The 17,193-nt window shown below is 52.9% G+C and carries 13 protein-coding genes; all 13 read right to left on the bottom strand.

Annotated features, from left to right (window positions below; all coding sequences use genetic code 11):
• Positions 1-68: 68 nt before the first annotated feature.
• Positions 69-1,826: an extracellular solute-binding protein gene (locus AC0YNV_RS06940; protein WP_475766955.1), complete on the bottom strand. Its 1,758-nt coding sequence runs from the start codon at positions 1,824-1,826 to the stop codon at positions 69-71.
• A 166-nt stretch (positions 1,827-1,992) separates the two neighbouring features.
• Positions 1,993-2,784 carry a response regulator transcription factor gene (locus AC0YNV_RS06935; protein ID WP_475766954.1) on the bottom strand — a complete coding sequence of 264 codons (792 nt, stop codon included), beginning with the start codon at positions 2,782-2,784 and terminating at the stop codon, positions 1,993-1,995.
• Positions 2,781-4,547 carry a sensor histidine kinase gene (locus AC0YNV_RS06930; protein WP_475766952.1) on the bottom strand — a complete coding sequence of 589 codons (1,767 nt, stop codon included), beginning with the start codon at positions 4,545-4,547 and terminating at the stop codon, positions 2,781-2,783. The genes AC0YNV_RS06935 and AC0YNV_RS06930 overlap by 4 nt, the downstream gene beginning before the upstream one ends.
• Before the next feature lie 107 nt (positions 4,548-4,654).
• Entirely contained in the window at positions 4,655-6,373 is a 1,719-nt protein-coding gene (locus AC0YNV_RS06925; protein ID WP_475766950.1) for a dihydroxy-acid dehydratase, read from the bottom strand.
• Positions 6,370-7,356, bottom strand: coding sequence for an aldose epimerase family protein (locus AC0YNV_RS06920; RefSeq protein ID WP_475766948.1), 987 nt, complete (start codon positions 7,354-7,356; stop codon positions 6,370-6,372). The genes AC0YNV_RS06925 and AC0YNV_RS06920 overlap by 4 nt, the downstream gene beginning before the upstream one ends.
• Before the next feature lie 18 nt (positions 7,357-7,374).
• The gene (locus AC0YNV_RS06915; protein WP_475766946.1) at positions 7,375-8,031 is read right to left on the bottom strand and encodes an RraA family protein; all 657 of its coding nucleotides are present in this window, start codon (positions 8,029-8,031) and stop codon (positions 7,375-7,377) included.
• Between the two features lie 21 nt (positions 8,032-8,052).
• A complete protein-coding gene (locus AC0YNV_RS06910; protein WP_475766944.1) occupies positions 8,053-9,399 on the bottom strand; it encodes a family 4 glycosyl hydrolase in 1,347 nt (448 codons plus the stop codon).
• Between the two features lie 45 nt (positions 9,400-9,444).
• Positions 9,445-10,224, bottom strand: a complete 780-nt coding sequence (locus AC0YNV_RS06905) for an SDR family NAD(P)-dependent oxidoreductase (protein ID WP_210040232.1) — start codon at positions 10,222-10,224, stop codon at positions 9,445-9,447.
• A 36-nt stretch (positions 10,225-10,260) separates the two neighbouring features.
• The gene (locus AC0YNV_RS06900; RefSeq protein WP_475766942.1) at positions 10,261-11,091 is read right to left on the bottom strand and encodes a carbohydrate ABC transporter permease; all 831 of its coding nucleotides are present in this window, start codon (positions 11,089-11,091) and stop codon (positions 10,261-10,263) included.
• 12 nt (positions 11,092-11,103) lie between these two features.
• A complete protein-coding gene (locus AC0YNV_RS06895; RefSeq protein ID WP_210040234.1) occupies positions 11,104-11,970 on the bottom strand; it encodes a carbohydrate ABC transporter permease in 867 nt (288 codons plus the stop codon).
• A 70-nt stretch (positions 11,971-12,040) separates the two neighbouring features.
• Positions 12,041-13,381 (bottom strand): ABC transporter substrate-binding protein, encoded by a 1,341-nt coding sequence (locus tag AC0YNV_RS06890; RefSeq protein WP_475766941.1) that lies wholly within the window; start codon positions 13,379-13,381, stop codon positions 12,041-12,043.
• 232 nt (positions 13,382-13,613) lie between these two features.
• On the bottom strand, positions 13,614-15,173 hold the full coding sequence (locus tag AC0YNV_RS06885) for a response regulator transcription factor (protein WP_475766939.1): 1,560 nt from the start codon (positions 15,171-15,173) through the stop codon (positions 13,614-13,616).
• A complete protein-coding gene (locus tag AC0YNV_RS06880) occupies positions 15,170-16,981 on the bottom strand; it encodes a sensor histidine kinase (RefSeq protein WP_475766938.1) in 1,812 nt (603 codons plus the stop codon). The genes AC0YNV_RS06885 and AC0YNV_RS06880 overlap by 4 nt, the downstream gene beginning before the upstream one ends.
• Between the last annotated feature and the right edge of the window lie 212 nt (positions 16,982-17,193).

The following is a 17,193-nucleotide window of genomic DNA, read 5'->3' as shown; positions in this document are numbered from 1 at the left end:
GGCGCCTCCTTAATAGGATCGACGGGTACCGGATTCGATACCCGCTGTCACCGTTATTCACTTTTACGTTACTGCTTGTACTTCTCCAGTTCCTTCATGCCGTCCGTGTACATCTGATTGTAAGAGTCGATAACCTCTTTCGGATTCAGTTTTTCATAGGCGGCTTTAATATTTTCAAGCATCTTATCAAATTCCGCATCGCTTTCGGTCATGATCAGTTGTGCCGTATTCTTAACCCGCTGATCGATCATTTTCTGCTCGGTCGCGCCAAGCGGGGTCGTAGGATCGATAACGATGCTTGGCGCCAGGCCGATCTTCACTTCCTTGCCGTTCTCGAACCACCAATCCTTCGACGTTTTCCAGCCCATCGCCCTGTAGGCGTCCATAACGCCCTTCGGCAGCAGGTCATCTTTTACCGACTGGATGCTCAGCAGGGAGAAATGCTGGCCATCAGTCGGCGACCCGGCGTTGACCAATCCCAGCAAGGGCAGCATGCCGATACCTTGCTTGGCCGTATAAAGCGGGTCCTCCCTGACGCCTTCTCTGAATGCTTCCGTCGGTACCCGTTTGCCATCCTCGATCGTGTAGTGAACACCTTCGATACCGCTTTGCAGCAGCAGTTGCCCTTCCGTCGAGCTTGCCCATTCAACCAGTTCAAAGATCCGCTCCGGATGCTTCGCGTTCTTGGTAATGCCCACCTGGTCGAAGGCTCTGGTCAAGCCCGACAGATAAATGCGCTCGTCGCCCCGTTCGATCTGCTTCGGCGATTTGATCGGCATATTGATATATTCATATTGCGGTGTCCCGGCATTCTCAAACGCAAGGTTGACCGATGTTGCCAGACCGGCCGAATACCAGACAGCCAGCGCGCGCCCATCCTGCATCTTGGCTACGACCTGATCCACTTTGTCGGTAAAGCTTTCCTTGTCAAAGGCGCCTTCCCGGTACAATTGATTAAAGAAACGGTAGCCGTCGATATTATACTCATTCAAGAACTGGTCGACGAACTTGTTATCGATCGCATCCCACAAGGCGGTCCGGCTGCCAACCTTGATGTATCTGCCGCCCTTTTCGGTCATCGCCGTAGAGATGCCCAGAATGCCGTATGACTCGCCGAATGCAGCAGCCAGGCCAATCGTTTTCTTGCCGTTCGTCTCGGGATGCTTCTTCATTGCGTCCGATATGAGCTTCACATAATCATCGGTGGACAGTATTTCCGGCCAGCCCGCTTCCTCGAGAATATCACGCCGGATCAAAATGTCGTTATTCTCGGGGTTAAGAGAAGCGTCAATGGGCAGCCCGTAGTTCCAGTTGTATACCTTGCCGTTTCCGGCCATTCGCCAAAAAGGGAGCGCATCCTTGTACAAATTGCTGAAGTTCGGCGCACTCCTGATGTAATCGTCAAGCGGGAGGAGCGCTCCGGCAGCAATGTATTTCTCGACAGTAGTCTGTCCCTCTATCCGGAGCAGTTCGGGATAATCGCCTCCGGCAAGCATAAGGTTCAGCTTGTCGATGTAATTGCCGCTGAAAGGCACATACTCGAAGACGATATTAAACTTCTCCTTAATAATTTTGCCGACCGGCGTTTCATCACTGCGTTTAATAACCGATGCAGCCTGTGCGTTTCCACTGTCGATGAAGATCTTGATGGTGTAGAGCTCTCGATCCGCTTCACCTCCCGCCGTCTGCGTTGTTCCTTCCCCGCCGCTCTCAGGCTGAGCGTTTGCTTCCGGCTCGTTCGGGCTCGACGTGCAGGCGGGGAGAAGCAGCACACAGAACGCGAGGAGCATGATCAGTCCGGGAACCTGCCCAAGTTTTTTTGTCATGAATAATCCTCCTTTCGAGTTTACATACCGATTAAGCGATTTTCAGTTCTGCGACATGCCTTCCCGGATGTGTTCAGTACCGGATATTGTGTTCAGTATGTTAAAAATAGTTTAATATGCTGTTTCATCTGATGAAAGAGACCATTCTGAAGAATAGATGTCCGATCTAAAGATGCTCCAGAGGGAGCGCGTGCTGCATCCGATATTGACCCGGAGCCACCCCTTCATGGCGCTTGAACACTTTGAAGAAATTGCGGGTGTTCTCAAACCCGACCATTCTACCGATTTCCGCTACTGTGAGCATTTCGCCGCATGTCAGAAGCTGAACTGCCATGTCCACCCGAATTCGCTGCAGATAGTGGAGAAAGGTTACTCCCCTTTCCTTTTTGAGCAGGTGGACCAGATAGTTGGGATGAACGTTAGCCGCTTCAGCCACCTGCTCCAGCGCAAGATCCTCCGTATAATGCTGGTTGATGTATGCCAGCGCTTTCTGCACGGCTCTGCCTGCCGGCATTTCTTCCCCCGCACTGACGGGCATCTCATCGGGACGCAGCCCGGATTGCGGTTTCGATTTCATTTCCCTTGCAGGATGAAGGTGATCATATACGTTCCGAAGAAGTCTGAAGAGTTCTTCCCTGTTTACGGGCTTGAGCAAATAATCTTCCACAGACAACCGAATTGCCTGCCGGGCGTATGCAAAATCGCTATAGCCTGTCAAAATGGCGAATCGCCCGCACTTGCCAAGCCGCTTGGCCTTGTCGATCAGCTCAAGTCCCGTCATTTCGGGCATATGAATATCCGTAACGAGCAGATCCGGCGAAACGGTCCGCATTTTATCCAGCGCTTCGAAGCTGTCCTCTGCTCCAATGACCGATGAGACTATTTCGATCTGACTGGCTATCATCCGCATCAGCGATTGCAGAATTTCCGGCTCATCCTCCACCACCATCACGATCATGAAGGCATCCCTCCTTTGCATATTCGAATCATGCAGACGGCACCATTATCTCCCCCGCTTTCGAGCAGGATGCCCGAGGAAAAACCGTAATAGCTTTGGATTCTCTGGTGTACATTCAGCAGGCCGATTCCATGGCCCGCGCTGTTGAAATCGGCCTCCATGTTCCCGCTGTCCAACATTCGCCGCAGCTTGTTCAGCCTATCCGGAAGAATCCCCGCGCCGTTATCAGTGATCCTCACCCAATAACTGTCCTCGTCCTGTTGAATGGCGACAGTTACAATCCCCGGTCTCCGGCGGTTGGATATTCCGTGGCGGATGCTGTTTTCGACGAGAGGCTGCAGAATGTATTTCGGACAAGGAACAGACGGCACATCGGCAAAATCGGGCAGATTGTACGACAATCGGGGTCCAAACCTGATGCGCTGGATTTTCAGATAGTTCTCCACATTTCGGATTTCATCCGCAAGTGTGGCATCGGAGCGATTCGGGGAGATGCTGTAGCGAATGAGCTGCCCCAGCGTGCAGGACATATCTTCAATGTCAGCATCTCCATTGGCTTCGGCGCGCGATCTGATCGTCTCCAGCGTGTTGAAGATAAAGTGCGGCTGTATTTGAGCCTGCAAAGCGAGAAACGCCGCTTCCTTTTGTTTGATTTCGGCATTGGCCACCGATTGCACGAGTTCGTGAATACGGCCGATCATCGAATTAAAAGAGGCGGCGAGAAGGCCGATTTCATCCGTGTATATCTTTCCGTCATATAGAGCGGGAATCCGCAAGGGGGTTATCCTCATGTGGCGTGCAAGCTTCAATATCCGGCGGCTTACGGACAATGAAAACAAATAATAGGCGAAGGACAGAATCAGCAGGAGCAGAAAGACGATTCCCAGCATCCCATAACGATATCCGGACTTCAGCCCATACGCATTCTCAACGGGGGTGATAATAATCGCAGACAATTCAAACTCTCGAAGCGGAACTTTGGTGGCGAGCATATCCCTACCTTCGGAACGAAAAAACCTGTAACCGCCTTCCTTTCCAGACAAAACAGCGATCTCACCGCGGATGATGTCCTCGTGCGGACTATTCTGGCTCTGCTCATAAACGGCCTTGCCGGAGGAATCGACCAGGTACAGGCCTCCACCTGTTCCCGGTTTGATCCCTTCGAATGGCTCCAGAATCGAAGGGCCTTTCAGCTCCACCTCAATCAAACCGACCTTGCCGGAAAAATTGTTGTCATATAGTTTCCGGTAATAGTACCAACTGATCTCACTGCTGCTGTCAATCTGGTAATACCATTTACCACGGTCCAGCGGTAAATTGTCATTCGCTTGAAGAGCCGCACGGATATCCCGATCAGATTCCTTCAATGAGATAATCTCAGGCCGGAACGAGAGCAAGCTGTCATCTTCCTTATAGACGGTAATCGAATTGACAATTGAATTTCCCAATGCCGCGTATGAAAGCAATGGACGAATATGGCGGATAAAATGATTGAGCTGCTCCTTCTCTGAACGGATGTCTCCAGACAGAAATTCGATCAGCTCGCGGTTGAATTGAAGCAAAAAGTACAAGGACTGCACCTGTGCCAGCTTCACATCCACATTCGCCGCCACCTGTGCGGCAACTTCCTGCTGATTCATCGCATAACTGTTCTTGATATTCCGGTACATCTGCTGATAGAAGATCCACCCGACGGACAACGTCGGAATGAGGATAACGATGACGTACCCGGTAATCATCTTGCGCAGCAGACTTTGTTTCATCGCCCAGCCTCCCCATTTTGTTTGGCTTCTTCCTTCCCGATATCCGTAAGGAAAAAAACAGGACCTCCGTGAAGGTCCTGTTCCATGGTTTAATCAAAATCAACTGCTCACCCTCTCCCCACGATCGGGGGAACGAAAACAGCCTCATCTTTTGTAAGCGGGCGCAGAAAGTCCAGGTCGCAGCCTTCGTGCGCCTGCAGGACATGATCGGCGAACAGGCGCAGATATCCGCGTGCGTGGACTCGCGACGGCATCCACTCAAGGAGCCGCTCGCGGATTTCCGCATCAGGAACGTCAAGATGCAGCGTTCCCCGCTCCAGATCGACTTCGATCCAATCGCCATTCCGGACGGCTGCCAGCGGACCCCCAACCTGCGATTCCGGGGACACGTGGAGGATAACCGTCCCATAACTCGTTCCGCTCATTCGGGCGTCGCTGATGCGAACCATATCCCTGATGCCGGATTGCAGCAGCTTGCGGGGAATGGGCAGCGCTCCCCATTCCGGCATTCCGGCACCCGATGGGCCGCAATTGCGCAGAACCAGCACGGAGTTCCGGTCGACCTCCAGATCCTCGTGGTCCATTTCATCCAGCATCCGTTCATAATCATCAAATACAATGGCTCTCCCTCTATGTCGGGCCTTGCAGAGAGAGCTCGCGGAGCGTTTGAGCACCGCTCCGTCCGGTGCCAGATTCCCTTTCAATATCTGCACGCCCGCGTTGTCTTTGAACGGCTCATCCAATGTGGAAATAACATCCGGAAGCTCAGATCGATTCGGGTATGAATCGCGGATCGGGGTCCCGAGCGCAGTCAGGCATGATGTATCGAGTAAGGGCAGCAAGCTGTGAATAACTGCGGCCAGACCGCCGGCATGAAAGAAGTCATCCATCCCGTAAGCGCCGCTTGGCTGCAGATTGACGATAAGCGGAATGTTCCGGGAGAGCTGCTCATAGCGCTCAAGAGGGATGGTGATGCCAAGCCGTCCGGCAATCGCTGTCAGGTGGAGCACCGCATTGGTGGAGCCTCCGATCGCCGCCATCAGCCGGATGGCGTTGTCGAAGGCCGCTTCTGTCATCAGCCGGGACGGCGTCAGATTCTCGCGCACCATATCTACGATCCGCTTGCCCGTCTCCTCGGCAGCGGTCTTTCGCCTTGCATGTACGGCCGGTATGCCCGATGTGCCCGGAAGCATCATACCCAGCATCTCCGAGATGCTCTTCATCGTGGAGGCCGTCCCCATAACGGGGCACCCTCCCTGCGTGCAAGAAATACATTTCTCGAGCTGGCTCAATTCCTCCTCGCTCAGCAGTCCGGCTTTATAATCGTCCATATACTTCCAAAGGTCGGTTCCATAGTTGACTGTTTTACCCCTGAATACCCCTGAGGCGCGGTGTCCCGCCGCAAGCTGCAATGTCGGCAAATCGCAGCTGGCAGCACCCATCAGCTGGGCGGGGGTCGTCTTATCGCATTCGCACAGCAGTACGACTCCGTCGAAAGGCTGCGAGCGGATCGTTTCCTCAACATCCATCGCCATCAGGTTCCGATAGGGCAAATCGGAGGGCTTCATGAAATCGGAAGGTGTCGTAATGGTATGAACCTCGATCGGATAGCCTCCGTTCATGAGCACCCCCCGTTTTACGAATTCCACCAGTTCCTTATGGGGAGCGTTGCAGCTGTTCAGATCACTCCATGAATTAAATATCCCGATAATCGGTTTGCCCAGGAATGATTCGGGCGCATGCCCATTGGCGCGCATCGCCGACAAATGCTGGAATCGGGTTTCCACAGAATGATGGTTGAACCATTCCCCGCTGCGCAAATTCATCGTGGCATCCGCTCCTCGACCATAATTTTGGCTGCCGCTGTAACGCTTTCCCCCGGATGCAGAACGCGAAAGCCCGTCAGCTCGGGAGGCAGAGACAGGTTAGGTGCATTGGTAATCCATGTATAGGGCTCAGGACACAAATAGCCCTGATTGGCGTCGTCATTGTAAACAACCCAGTGCTTGAAATAGCTGTCGCATCGGTATATGATGCGGATACCGGAGCTGTCGTCGGTCAGTACCGCCTCGTTGTTTCCGGATCCGGCCGCCATGAATGCATCGTCAAGCGCGTGACCGATCAGGGTTTTCCCCTGCATCAGCTCGTCTGCATAAGGGATGTCCTGCAATTCTCCGGTAGGCAGAAAACGCCCGTCAAGCACCCACTGCTTGACGGCGTTCAGTGAGAACCGGCATTGCGCGATATCTCCAGCCGGTGCAGCCGGAAAGTTGAAGGTCGTATGATACCCAAGCCCCCAAGGGAACGGACTGGCGTCACGGTTCGTAACGGTCGTCTCCATGGTCAATGCATTCCGTTCAACAATGTAGCGGACGCGAATCGTGAACAGATGGGGAAACTGCGACAGAATGACATCGTTCCCGTCTGAGCTGATTTCCGTTTCCAGTATGAGCCGTCCCTCATCCTCTTCGGCTCTAACCAGCTCCCACCGCTTGTCGAACACAAGCCCGTGGGAATGGTTGTGCTCCGCCGGCTCGTTGATTTCAAATTGATAGGTTCTGCCGTTGAACTCGAAGCATCCATCTGCGATCCGATTGGGAGGGAACAGGATCGGAATGCCGTAGAGCACGGGAACCGCTTCATACTCCCCGCGGCTCCCTGGAACCCTGAGCAGCTCAAGCTGCCTGCTTTTAAGCTGCATGGAGACCAGATTGCTGCCCCATCCCGGCACCAGAACAACGGATATGTGCCCGTTTTGCGCTTTGACTGCCGGTTCTCCGTGGAACATGATAGATTCAATGGAATTCACGTAGGCGGTGTCTCCTTTCTACAGAACGCCGTACTTCTCGTAAACGTCCCTTAAATATTTCCCGGCAAGCAGCTCTTCCCGGGTATGATTCTCCCGCGTTGCCTTATCCAGAGCACCGGTCACCACCTCAAGCGCAATGTCTTTGGGAATAATGACCACGCCATCCCTGTCGGCAAATACGACATCGTTCGGATGGACAATGACTCCTCCGCAATCGACAGGGCAGTCATAATCGATGACCAGCCCCCGGCCCCTGGAGTCAACGGGCTTGGTTCCTGTACAGTAAACGGGAAAATCCAGCTCGACAATCATTTTCGAATCACGGATCAAGCCGTCAATGATGGCGCCCGTCGCCCCCCTTACCTTGGAGGCCGTAGACAGCAGTTCGCCCCACAGGCCGTTCTGCGTTGACTGGTTTGTGCAGGCGATGACGACCTCATCCGGCAAAATGCTGTCCACAGCGGCGATTTCCTTCTCATACGGATTGCCGCTGACATGGTAGACATCCACCGCCAGAATCGTTTTGGCCCGGCCGACAACGACCCATTCCTGGTTAAGCGGACGGATGGTTTCCCGCATCGCCTGATTGCGATAGCCCAGGTCATCGAGCGTGTCGCAAATCACTCCGGTATACAGCGACTCGCGCATCCGGCGGAACATTTCCTGATCATTCATTTCGTAAGCCTCCATTCTCTTCTACAGCCCATAATGCTTTCTCATATTGTCCAAATACGGCAGCGACAGCATATCATCGATCAATTCTCTGGCCTGGGTCTCCGAGCGCGTCCACGGGTCCATCATTATGAGTGCGAGCAGGTCATCGATCTTCCCGCTCCGGTAGGCGCAGAGCTCCTGCTCCACCGGGGCGACGCGATCGCGGAGCGCATAATGGATCACCGGCTGCGGCAGCCCTTTCGTCTTGATCCCCTCGACTCCGATTGCACTTACGTAGCAGGGAACCTCCACCTGGAAATCCAGGGGAATGCCGGGAACGAAATTCCCGTCGTTCAAAATATTAAGGATCATAATTCTCGGCACATCGCAGGCGATTGCCTCGATGAACGGAATCATCGGCTCCGTTGAATGCTTCGGCGGAAATGCGTCCGTTACTCTGCGGTCCAGATTATCCGATACATCCTTGATTAGCTTGACGTCGTCGATACCGTGGCGGAAATAGCCCTGATACCACTCTTCCGGATCTTCTCGGTACCGCTTCTCCGTCTCATCATCGGCATGATGCCAGAATGGCCACGCCCCTCCGCCCGGATTGCCCGTATCGCCGATCGGAAATACGCCGAACTTCTTGTATAAATCAATGGCCTTCGGCCCCATTCCGTCGCTGATTCGGCATGTCTTGAAATATGCCTCCGACTGCTCCTCGATCCACTTGTCTAGAATCGGGAACGCATCCTGCCCTTTATACCGGAACTCGGTCAGCCAGATGAAATGGTTAACGCCCGGCACTTCAAAGGTAATGTGCTGCGGATCGAGGCCAAGCGTCCGTGCCACATATCTCACGCCGTTCGAGCCGTGGCAGAAGCCGGCAATCCTGGCCTGCGGGTACTTGCGGCGGAGATAGGTTACGCCGGCCATGACCGGATTGGCCACCAGCATATACCAGGCATCCGGACTGATTTCCAGAATGTCGTTCAGGATGTCCTCCATCAGCTCCAGCTGGCAGTGGTTGATCCAGAATCCTTCATCATGCATCACATGCAGGCTGCCGCCGAAGCGGTAGCCGTGCTTGCGGGCGACAGCCCAGCCGTCCTTCAGCCGCTGATGCCCGCCCACAAGCGCAGCGTTGATAACGAAGTCCGCTCCCCGGATCGATTCCCGGCGGTCCAGCGTCTTTTCCAGCTTCAGCTTGATTCCCGACTCCTCGGCATAACGCAGAGCCAAGGCATAGGCACTCTCGAGACGTCCCTCGTCAATGTCCATAAAGCTGATCGTACTTCCTTCAAGATTGGGCGTCAGGCAAATATCGCGGATCAGACTTAACGAGAACATAGCTGTCCCGGCGCCGATAATACTTATTTTTGCCATGAAATAATCTCCTCCGAGGTTAATAATGAAATAATGGCTTGAAAGTTAAATCGAGGCGGAAGATGCCCCGTCGACATAAAGACAGGAGCCGGTAACAGCGGATGCCTCATCCGAAGCGAGGAACAGTACCGCATATCCCACCTCGCGTGTCGTTGCCATGCGGCCAAGCGGCTGCTGCTGTTTAATGACAGGATACAGCTTATCCATGCCGCCCATGCTTTCCGCCAGCTTCACATTCATGTCCGTCTCCACCCAGCCCGGACAGATTGCATTGCAGCGGATTCCGCGTTCGGCATAAGAGACGGCAATTTCCTTCGTAAGTCCGATAATTCCGGCTTTGGAAGCCGTATAGGCGCCATGGCCGGGCTCGGTCAGCGAGGCCATCACGGAGGAGGTGTTAATAATCGAGCCCTTGCCCCGTTTGAGCAGCTCCGGAATCGCCTTCTTGCACATCAGAAACATCGACTTCAAATTAACACTCATCACATCGTCCCAGGTTTCCTCCGGATAATCGACAATATCTCCGATCGGCATGATGCCGGCATTGTTGAATACAATGTCAAGGCCTCCGAACGCACTCACGGCAGCGCTCACAGCCCGTTCGGCCGTTAGCGACGAGGAGACGTCACCGGCTATGACAATGCATTCCCCTCCCAGCGCTTTAATCTCTTCCGCGGTTTCCAGCAGCTTTTCTTCATTACGGTCAACCAATGCCAGGCGGCAGCCCTCTTCCGCAAAAAGCAGAGCTGTGCCTTTACCAATTCCGGATGCGGCTCCGGTTATGATCGCGGCCTTCCCTTCCAGTCTTCCTTGCCGGTTTGTCATTTTTCTTGCTAACCTCCTCTTACGAATTCACGTCAGTCATTTAATCGCACCGATAACGAGCCCTTTGCGGATGTAGCCCTGCAGCAGGATGTAGATCAGCACCGGCGGCAGCGCTGTCATCAGGAGCCCTGTCAGCAGCAGCGGATAATCGGAGCTGAATCTCCCCAGAATGGTGGCGACCGCAACTGTCATCGTCTTCATCTCATCGGACTGCAGATATACAAGCGGTGTGAGCAAATCATTCCACCAGGCTGTGGCGTTGAAGATGGACACCGTCGCCAGGCCCGGCAGGCTCAAAGGAACGACCACCCTTAGAAGGACCTGCAAATAGCCGGCGCCATCGATCCTGACCGCCTCCAGAATTTCATTGGGCAAGCTGTGCAGCAGCGCCCTGAGCAGGAATACATTTCCCGGGATTGAGGTAACTCCCCAGATCACAATGACAGAAGCGAAATGATTAACCCATCCGAGCCGCGACATGAGCAGGAAATTCGGCAAGATAAAGGTAATGCCCGGCACGGTCATCATCCCGATCATGGTCATGTAGAGTGAATTCTTGAACCGGAAACGCAGCTTGGCGAACGCGAAGGCTGCAGGCACGGACAGCACAAGCGACAGGATCAATGCGCCCCCCACGCTGACGAGCGTATTGCCGAATAATCTTAACAATGAAAAACGGTAATACAGCGCCTGAAAATTATCAAAATAGAACGTTTTTGGCCAAGCGATCGGATTCCGGATAAATTCAATCGACGTTTTCATACTGCTCAGCAGCATATAGACGAGGGGATAAACGGCCACTACAGCAACCAGCGTCAGGATAACAACCAGGATGAAGCGGACGAAACGATTGGACGTACGGTTCATGTAAATCCCCCCTCAATTGCTCACCCTGTCAGAGATTTTAAGCTGCACCCAGGTGATCAGCACGACGATTACGAACAGAAACAGCGAAAGCGCGCTGGCATAGCCCATATTGCCGCTTTGGAAAGCCTGCAAATAAATCATAAATTCGATAGGAGTCGTTTCATAGCCTGGTCCGCCTCCCGTGATGGAATAGACAAGTCCGAACATTCCTACGAATACATAGATGACGTTGATGCATGTAAAATAAAACAATGTGGGGTACAAGAGCGGGATCGTGATCTTGAACAGTCTCTGCCGGAAGCTCGCGCCGTCCATGATGACCGCTTCATATATCTCCCCGGATATGGTGGACATGCCGGACAGAAAAATCAGCGTTCCCTGTCCCAGCGTCTGCCAATAAAAGCAGAAAATCAATATCATGAACTCGGTCGGAACGTAATTCAGCCAGTCGACAACCAGATGACCGAGCCCGATATCTTCAAGCAGTGAATTGACAATACCTTTGCTGGCAAACATCGATTTAATCAGAAAACCGATAACGACAGACGATAGAATAGTCGGCAGATAATATACGGAGCGAAAGAACCTCCACCCTGGAACCTCTTCGAACAGCAGAACCGAAACGATGAGCGACAGAATCAGAATTCCCGGGACGGACAGCAGGAAGATAAGATTGTTCCGGAGCATCAGAAGCAAGTCGCCGCTGTGAATAATCCGGAGAAAATTATCCCACCCGACAAAGCGGGAGCTGACACCGTCCCATTCGGTAAAGCTGTGATAGAACGTGTTGAGAGTCGGGTAGCCGATAAATACGGCCAGCAGTATAAAAGCAGGCAGCAGGGACAAATAGCCATGCAGGCTTTCCCTTCTCAAGCCCATATTGTTCCTCCTTCCGCTGGGCAATGCTCCCTCCCTCCGGACAAGCGGAGGAAGCACTCCCTTCGATTGCTTACCGGCTGCTTTTCAGCAGCTCATCGCGCTTTTGGTCGATCTTGCCCATGAACTCCTCGGCCGTCATTTTGCCTGTCAGCGCGAGCGACTGCAAGGAAGAGATTTCGCTGGTCAGCTCAGCGGGGTATACATTATCCGGCCAGAAAATGGTGCTCGGCTCATTGGCCCACTCCTGCTGCTCGAGAATCAGCGGCTCGGACGCCATCTGCGAAACATCGACATCCTTGACTACGGACAGGCCCGCTTCACCGCTCTCGATTTTGTTGACCTGCTCATCCTTGCTCATCAGAAACTTGATAAAGTCGACGGCCTCCTGCTTTTTCTTCGAATAATTGGTTACAACGAATGTAGCGCCGACTCCGCCAACCCCGCCGTCATGAATGAGGACCTGATCGTTGAAATCGGGAACCTTCATCATACCCAGATCATCCCCCAGCGCTTTGCGGGCGTTGGCGATAGCACCGTTGCCTCCGGCTACCATGGCAACCTGCCCCTGGTAGAACAGCTGCAGGGACTGATCTGACTGGTCGGAAATAACCAGGTCCTTCGCATACATGTCGTTCCACGCTTTGATGATTGGAACGAGCTGCGGGTCGGAGAAATTTTTCTTGCCGCTGACCAGATCCTCAAGACCAGCTGAGCCCACTGTCTGGGCAATCCAGTAATTAGGGATATGATAGAACGTATCCGGATCCTTCAGGCCGAGCGGAGTCACTCCTTTGCTCTTGATCTTGAGAAGCATCTCCTCGAAGTCATTAAAATTCTTCAATGGTTGTGCCTCAAGGTCGACGCCTGCATCGGCTAATATTTTCTTGTTGTACAGGAGCCCGAAGGTCCCGTCTGTCGAGAATGGCACGCCGTATACCTCGCCGCCCTCCTTGAAGCCTTCGGTTCCCGCGTCCCAGCCGACAATCCGGCTTTTCTCCTCCGGGGTAAAATAGCTGCTGAGCGGTTCAAGAAACTGCTTGAACCTCAGCATGTAGGTTCCCGACCAGATGACGGTCATATCGGGACCGTTCTTGGCGATGCCGGCAGTCTGAAACTTGGTGAACAGCTCATCTCCGGACGGCACATCCTGCACTTCGATGGACACCTCCGGGTGCGCGGTCTCATAGCGCTTGATGGCCTGATAGATGTAGAAGTCCTCTTTCTTCTTGGACTTGTTATTCTCGTCCACGGTCGGATATCCCGTATTCCAGAAGACGATGTTCACCTTCTGCTTGGACGAATCGCCATTTGCGCCGGAGCCTTCCTTCGTACCGGAAGACCCTGAACAGGCAGTCAGCGCCAATACAATGACTGAGGAAACGGCTGCTGTCAGAATGGTTTTAAACCTCATGAAATGCTCCCCCTCTTTGAGCGAATATTCAAGATGCTGATGGCGCTATCACCGGAGCAGGCGTAAGGCATCCTTCCACCTGCCACCGGCCACAGATCAACAGCCCCTTGAAGTTATCTTCATTGTAAAGGGCTGCCATCCGGATGAGAATGACAGCATCGGTGTCAGGGCTTATCACATTTCACAGGTTCTTCATGGTACTTGACCATTTTTGCACGAAGCTTGACATTTTTTACAGCGATTGCGATCCTGTGTAATAAGACGGAGCCACGCCTCTTACTTTCTTGAACATCCGGGTAAATGAACTGGGATTCAGATAACCGAGCTTATCGGCGATATCGGTCAAGGACATGCCGCTTTGCATCATTCTTTCGGCCTGCTCCACCTTGGCGGCCAGCACCGCTTCACTGAAATTCAATCCCTTTTCTTCCTTATACAGACGGCTCAGCTGGGCGGGACTCATATTAAATAGAGCGGCGACGCCGTTCAGGCTAATTTCCTCGAAGCTGTGCTCGTCCAGGTACATCTCCACAGCTTCGATCACATATTTACGATGATTGCCCCTCCCACCCCACTTTCCGGCATTTCTGATGCTGCTGCGGATGGCTTCGACGCATGCCGATAACGTACAGCAGTCTGACAGGACAGCACCGGCTCCCTCCCCTTCTTCCTGATCCGTTCGAATCCCCATCCTCTCGCGGATGCGGTTCAGCTGAAACATCACATCAGCAAGCAGATTAAGCAGCAGCGCCGGTCTGGGATACGGCTGCAATTCTGGCAGCATATCCAGCATCCGTTCAGCATCCTCCCATTGAAAACAGCTCAACTGCCGGACGATGTCCCTCTTCCAGGCAAGCAGTGACAAGGGGAGCGCCGGTTCCGGAAGCCTCTCCCGGAAGAGATTTTGTTCCTCATTGTAAAAGGACAGACTGAGCATCTCACGGGCATCTGCGTCGCGCTTGCCCCAGTCCTGCCAGCTTTCGAAGGGTTCACTCGCGGCAATGGTCACGGATAATCCCAGATAACGCTGAACGGAATCGATCAGCATTCCGGCATCGGGCAGCTCCGATTGCCCGGAGGTATGAAGCAGCAGATGCCATCTTCGTTCATGGACATATTCGACGAGGCCAACCACATGGCCGCGGTAAAGTTCTCCCGCGATCGTTTCAACAGCTCGGCCGATCTGGACCAGATCAGCCGGCAGCAGCGGGCTGCCTTGACGGGCTGCCGTATTCATCCGGATAACCCACGCTTGACATCTGCCTTCCGTCAGGATCAATCCGCATTCCTCCAGCTTTTCCCGGAAGCCGGTCCCGCTGCTGTAAACGCCCTCAAGCCATTCCCTCAGCATCGACATTTTTCTGATCTGTCTCAGCTGCAGCAGCTCCGTCTCGTCTTCCCGGACGAGCGGCTGCTTGTTCCGGAGCAAGTCCGACAACCCCAGCAGCATCGTCTGCAGCTCCTCGATCTCCATCGTCGACTTGACAAAAAAATCGCGGACGCCAAGGCGCAGCGCCCTTCTGACCAGCTCGAAATCCTGGTTGCAGGTCAAAATAATAAACTCGCCGTCCGGCCTCAAGTGTTTGACCCGCTCGATAAATTCCAGGCCGTCCATCCTGGGCAGACCGATGTCTACCAAGGCAATATCCGGCAAATGCACGGAAAAAAGCTCCAGTGCCTCCGCACCATCCCTTGCCTCGCACACAACCTCCATCCCGAGCTCCGCCCAGGCAATCATCGACTTGATGCCCAACCGGACCAGAAGATCATCTTCCACAATCATGACTTTCATGCGGATTCACCTCTTTCGCAGATTACGTACGGTATAGTCAGCACTACCGATGTGCCTTGACCTGGCAGGCTGTCAATCCGAATATCGAAGCGTTCGTTGTATTCAAGCCGAAGCCTCTGCTGTATGTTCATGAGGCCGATACCCGATCCCGAGCTCTGCCCCTTGACGGGATCACCCCTGATCAGCTTCTTGACCGACAAAGCGTCCATGCCAACGCCGTTATCCGTGACTGTTACGGTGACATACTCGCCATGTCTGACACATGTCAGCGATATCCGGAAGCTTCCGCTGCCCGCGAAACCGTGAAGGATGGCATTCTCCACGATAGGCTGCAGGGTCAGCTTGGGAATTATCGTATGCAGGACTTCGGGTTCTGCACAAATATCGGTTTCAATGGGCTGAAGCATCCTGTTCTCCTGAAAGGCAATGTAGTTCCGTACGTAAGCCAATTCTTCGCCAAGGGTGCTTCTCACCGACAATGCTTTGTCCAGACAATAGTGCAGCATGCCGGAGAGATTGACGAGCGCCTGGGCGATCGACTTCTCTCCTTTCATCACAGCCATCCAACGTATGGAATTAATCGCATTATGCATGAAATGAGGATTGATTTGAGATTGGAGCAGCGTTAATTTGAGGTTCATTTTCTCCTGTTCGTCGGTTTTTATTTTTTCCATCTGCTCGCCTATGCGGCCCAGCATGTGCTGGAAGCCGGAGAAGAGGATTTCGATTTCGTCGATGCCCCGGTAGCGAAAATTCTTCTGCTCCTCAGCCAGCTTCTCGGGATCGTTGAACCGGAGCTTCCTGACTCTTTTCGACAGATTCAGAATGGGCAGCATGACCTTTCGTGTCAGCAGCTGCAATATCAGCAGAATCAGGACAATTGAGAAAGCCGTTACCGCAAGTGTGTACATCCAGAGCGCTTTGGCTTGCCCGACAAGCATATTCATTGGAGTCATCGAAACCAGATACCATGAGAGGAAGGGGATGTTGTGGGTAGAGCAAAGATAAGTTCGGTGGTTCAAATCCATATGGAAGCTGCTGTACTCTCCGCCATTTGCCTGCGCCTGGACAATAGCCTGGCGGTAAACATTCCTGGCGTCCGGACCGGTATCAACGTTTTCGCCGGCTACCAGTACATCGCCCGATGAATTCCCGATAAAGACCGGCGTGGAGTTATTGAGCTGCAGCTGATTCAGCAGGCCTTGAATGAGCGATTCTCTCATCGCCACAACAAGCAGACCCAATGGCTTGGTGCCGCTGACTATATTTTTGGTGAAGTAGAGGGAGTGGTCGTTCGTCAAATCATGAAAATCATCGGCGACATCGTTATACATTACATCATTATCGTAAGGAATATTGTCGCCATACCATGGAAAACTGCGGACAATCCGCTTGAGGCTTTCGCTTTCCGTATCATGCAGGGGCACACTTCCGTATACACGGCCCGAGCTGCTGATAATCTGAACATCCAGCGGAACTCTCAGACGATACATTTTGGTAAATGAATTGACCCGGTCGCGGATCGCCCTGATCTGTTTGTCCTGGCTGGCATACTGCTTCTGCATGATCTGGTACAGCTGTTCGTCCTGTGAAAGAATGCGGATATAATCGTTGATGTGGTTGATATAAAAGTCCAAATTAAGAGAAAGCGATTCCATGTTCTTGGACAGAGACTGATCGTAGATCGTTTCCGTCCGATGCACGGCGTTCTTGCCGAGAACATATCCCTGCAGCAGCACAGGAATCAGAATGCAGAGCAGCAGTATGGTGAGAGCAGCCATATTCAATCTGCGCTTTTTTTTGAGCATGACGAATCTCTCCTTTTACGTTAACGTAATACCGACCGGACCATTAAGTGCTTCGGAGGAGATGATGTTCTGTATATTAAAATAAATCTTATATGCTGACTATATCTCGAGCTAAAATCGATGTCAAGTTAACTGACACTTATGATGTAAACCCTGGTAAATACCAATAATACGCATTTTTATGAATAGATGATTCGGATAACGCTTCATAT

This window comes from Paenibacillus sp. JT31N11, assembly GCF_056269285.1.
Note: the sequence above shows the minus strand (reverse complement) of the source record. Positions and strands in the feature narration are given on the sequence as shown.

Coding starts and splice junctions, on each gene's coding strand:
- AC0YNV_RS06940 (WP_475766955.1), bottom strand. CDS start 1,826: ATGACAAAAAAACTTGGGCAGGTTCCCGGACTGATCATGCTCCTCGCG.
- AC0YNV_RS06935 (WP_475766954.1), bottom strand. CDS start 2,784: ATGATCGTGATGGTGGTGGAGGATGAGCCGGAAATTCTGCAATCGCTG.
- AC0YNV_RS06930 (WP_475766952.1), bottom strand. CDS start 4,547: ATGAAACAAAGTCTGCTGCGCAAGATGATTACCGGGTACGTCATCGTT.
- AC0YNV_RS06925 (WP_475766950.1), bottom strand. CDS start 6,373: ATGAATTTGCGCAGCGGGGAATGGTTCAACCATCATTCTGTGGAAACC.
- AC0YNV_RS06915 (WP_475766946.1), bottom strand. CDS start 8,031: ATGAATGATCAGGAAATGTTCCGCCGGATGCGCGAGTCGCTGTATACC.
- AC0YNV_RS06910 (WP_475766944.1), bottom strand. CDS start 9,399: ATGGCAAAAATAAGTATTATCGGCGCCGGGACAGCTATGTTCTCGTTA.
- AC0YNV_RS06905 (WP_210040232.1), bottom strand. CDS start 10,224: ATGACAAACCGGCAAGGAAGACTGGAAGGGAAGGCCGCGATCATAACC.
- AC0YNV_RS06900 (WP_475766942.1), bottom strand. CDS start 11,091: ATGAACCGTACGTCCAATCGTTTCGTCCGCTTCATCCTGGTTGTTATC.
- AC0YNV_RS06895 (WP_210040234.1), bottom strand. CDS start 11,970: ATGGGCTTGAGAAGGGAAAGCCTGCATGGCTATTTGTCCCTGCTGCCT.
- AC0YNV_RS06890 (WP_475766941.1), bottom strand. CDS start 13,381: ATGAGGTTTAAAACCATTCTGACAGCAGCCGTTTCCTCAGTCATTGTA.
- AC0YNV_RS06885 (WP_475766939.1), bottom strand. CDS start 15,173: ATGAAAGTCATGATTGTGGAAGATGATCTTCTGGTCCGGTTGGGCATC.
- AC0YNV_RS06880 (WP_475766938.1), bottom strand. CDS start 16,981: ATGCTCAAAAAAAAGCGCAGATTGAATATGGCTGCTCTCACCATACTG.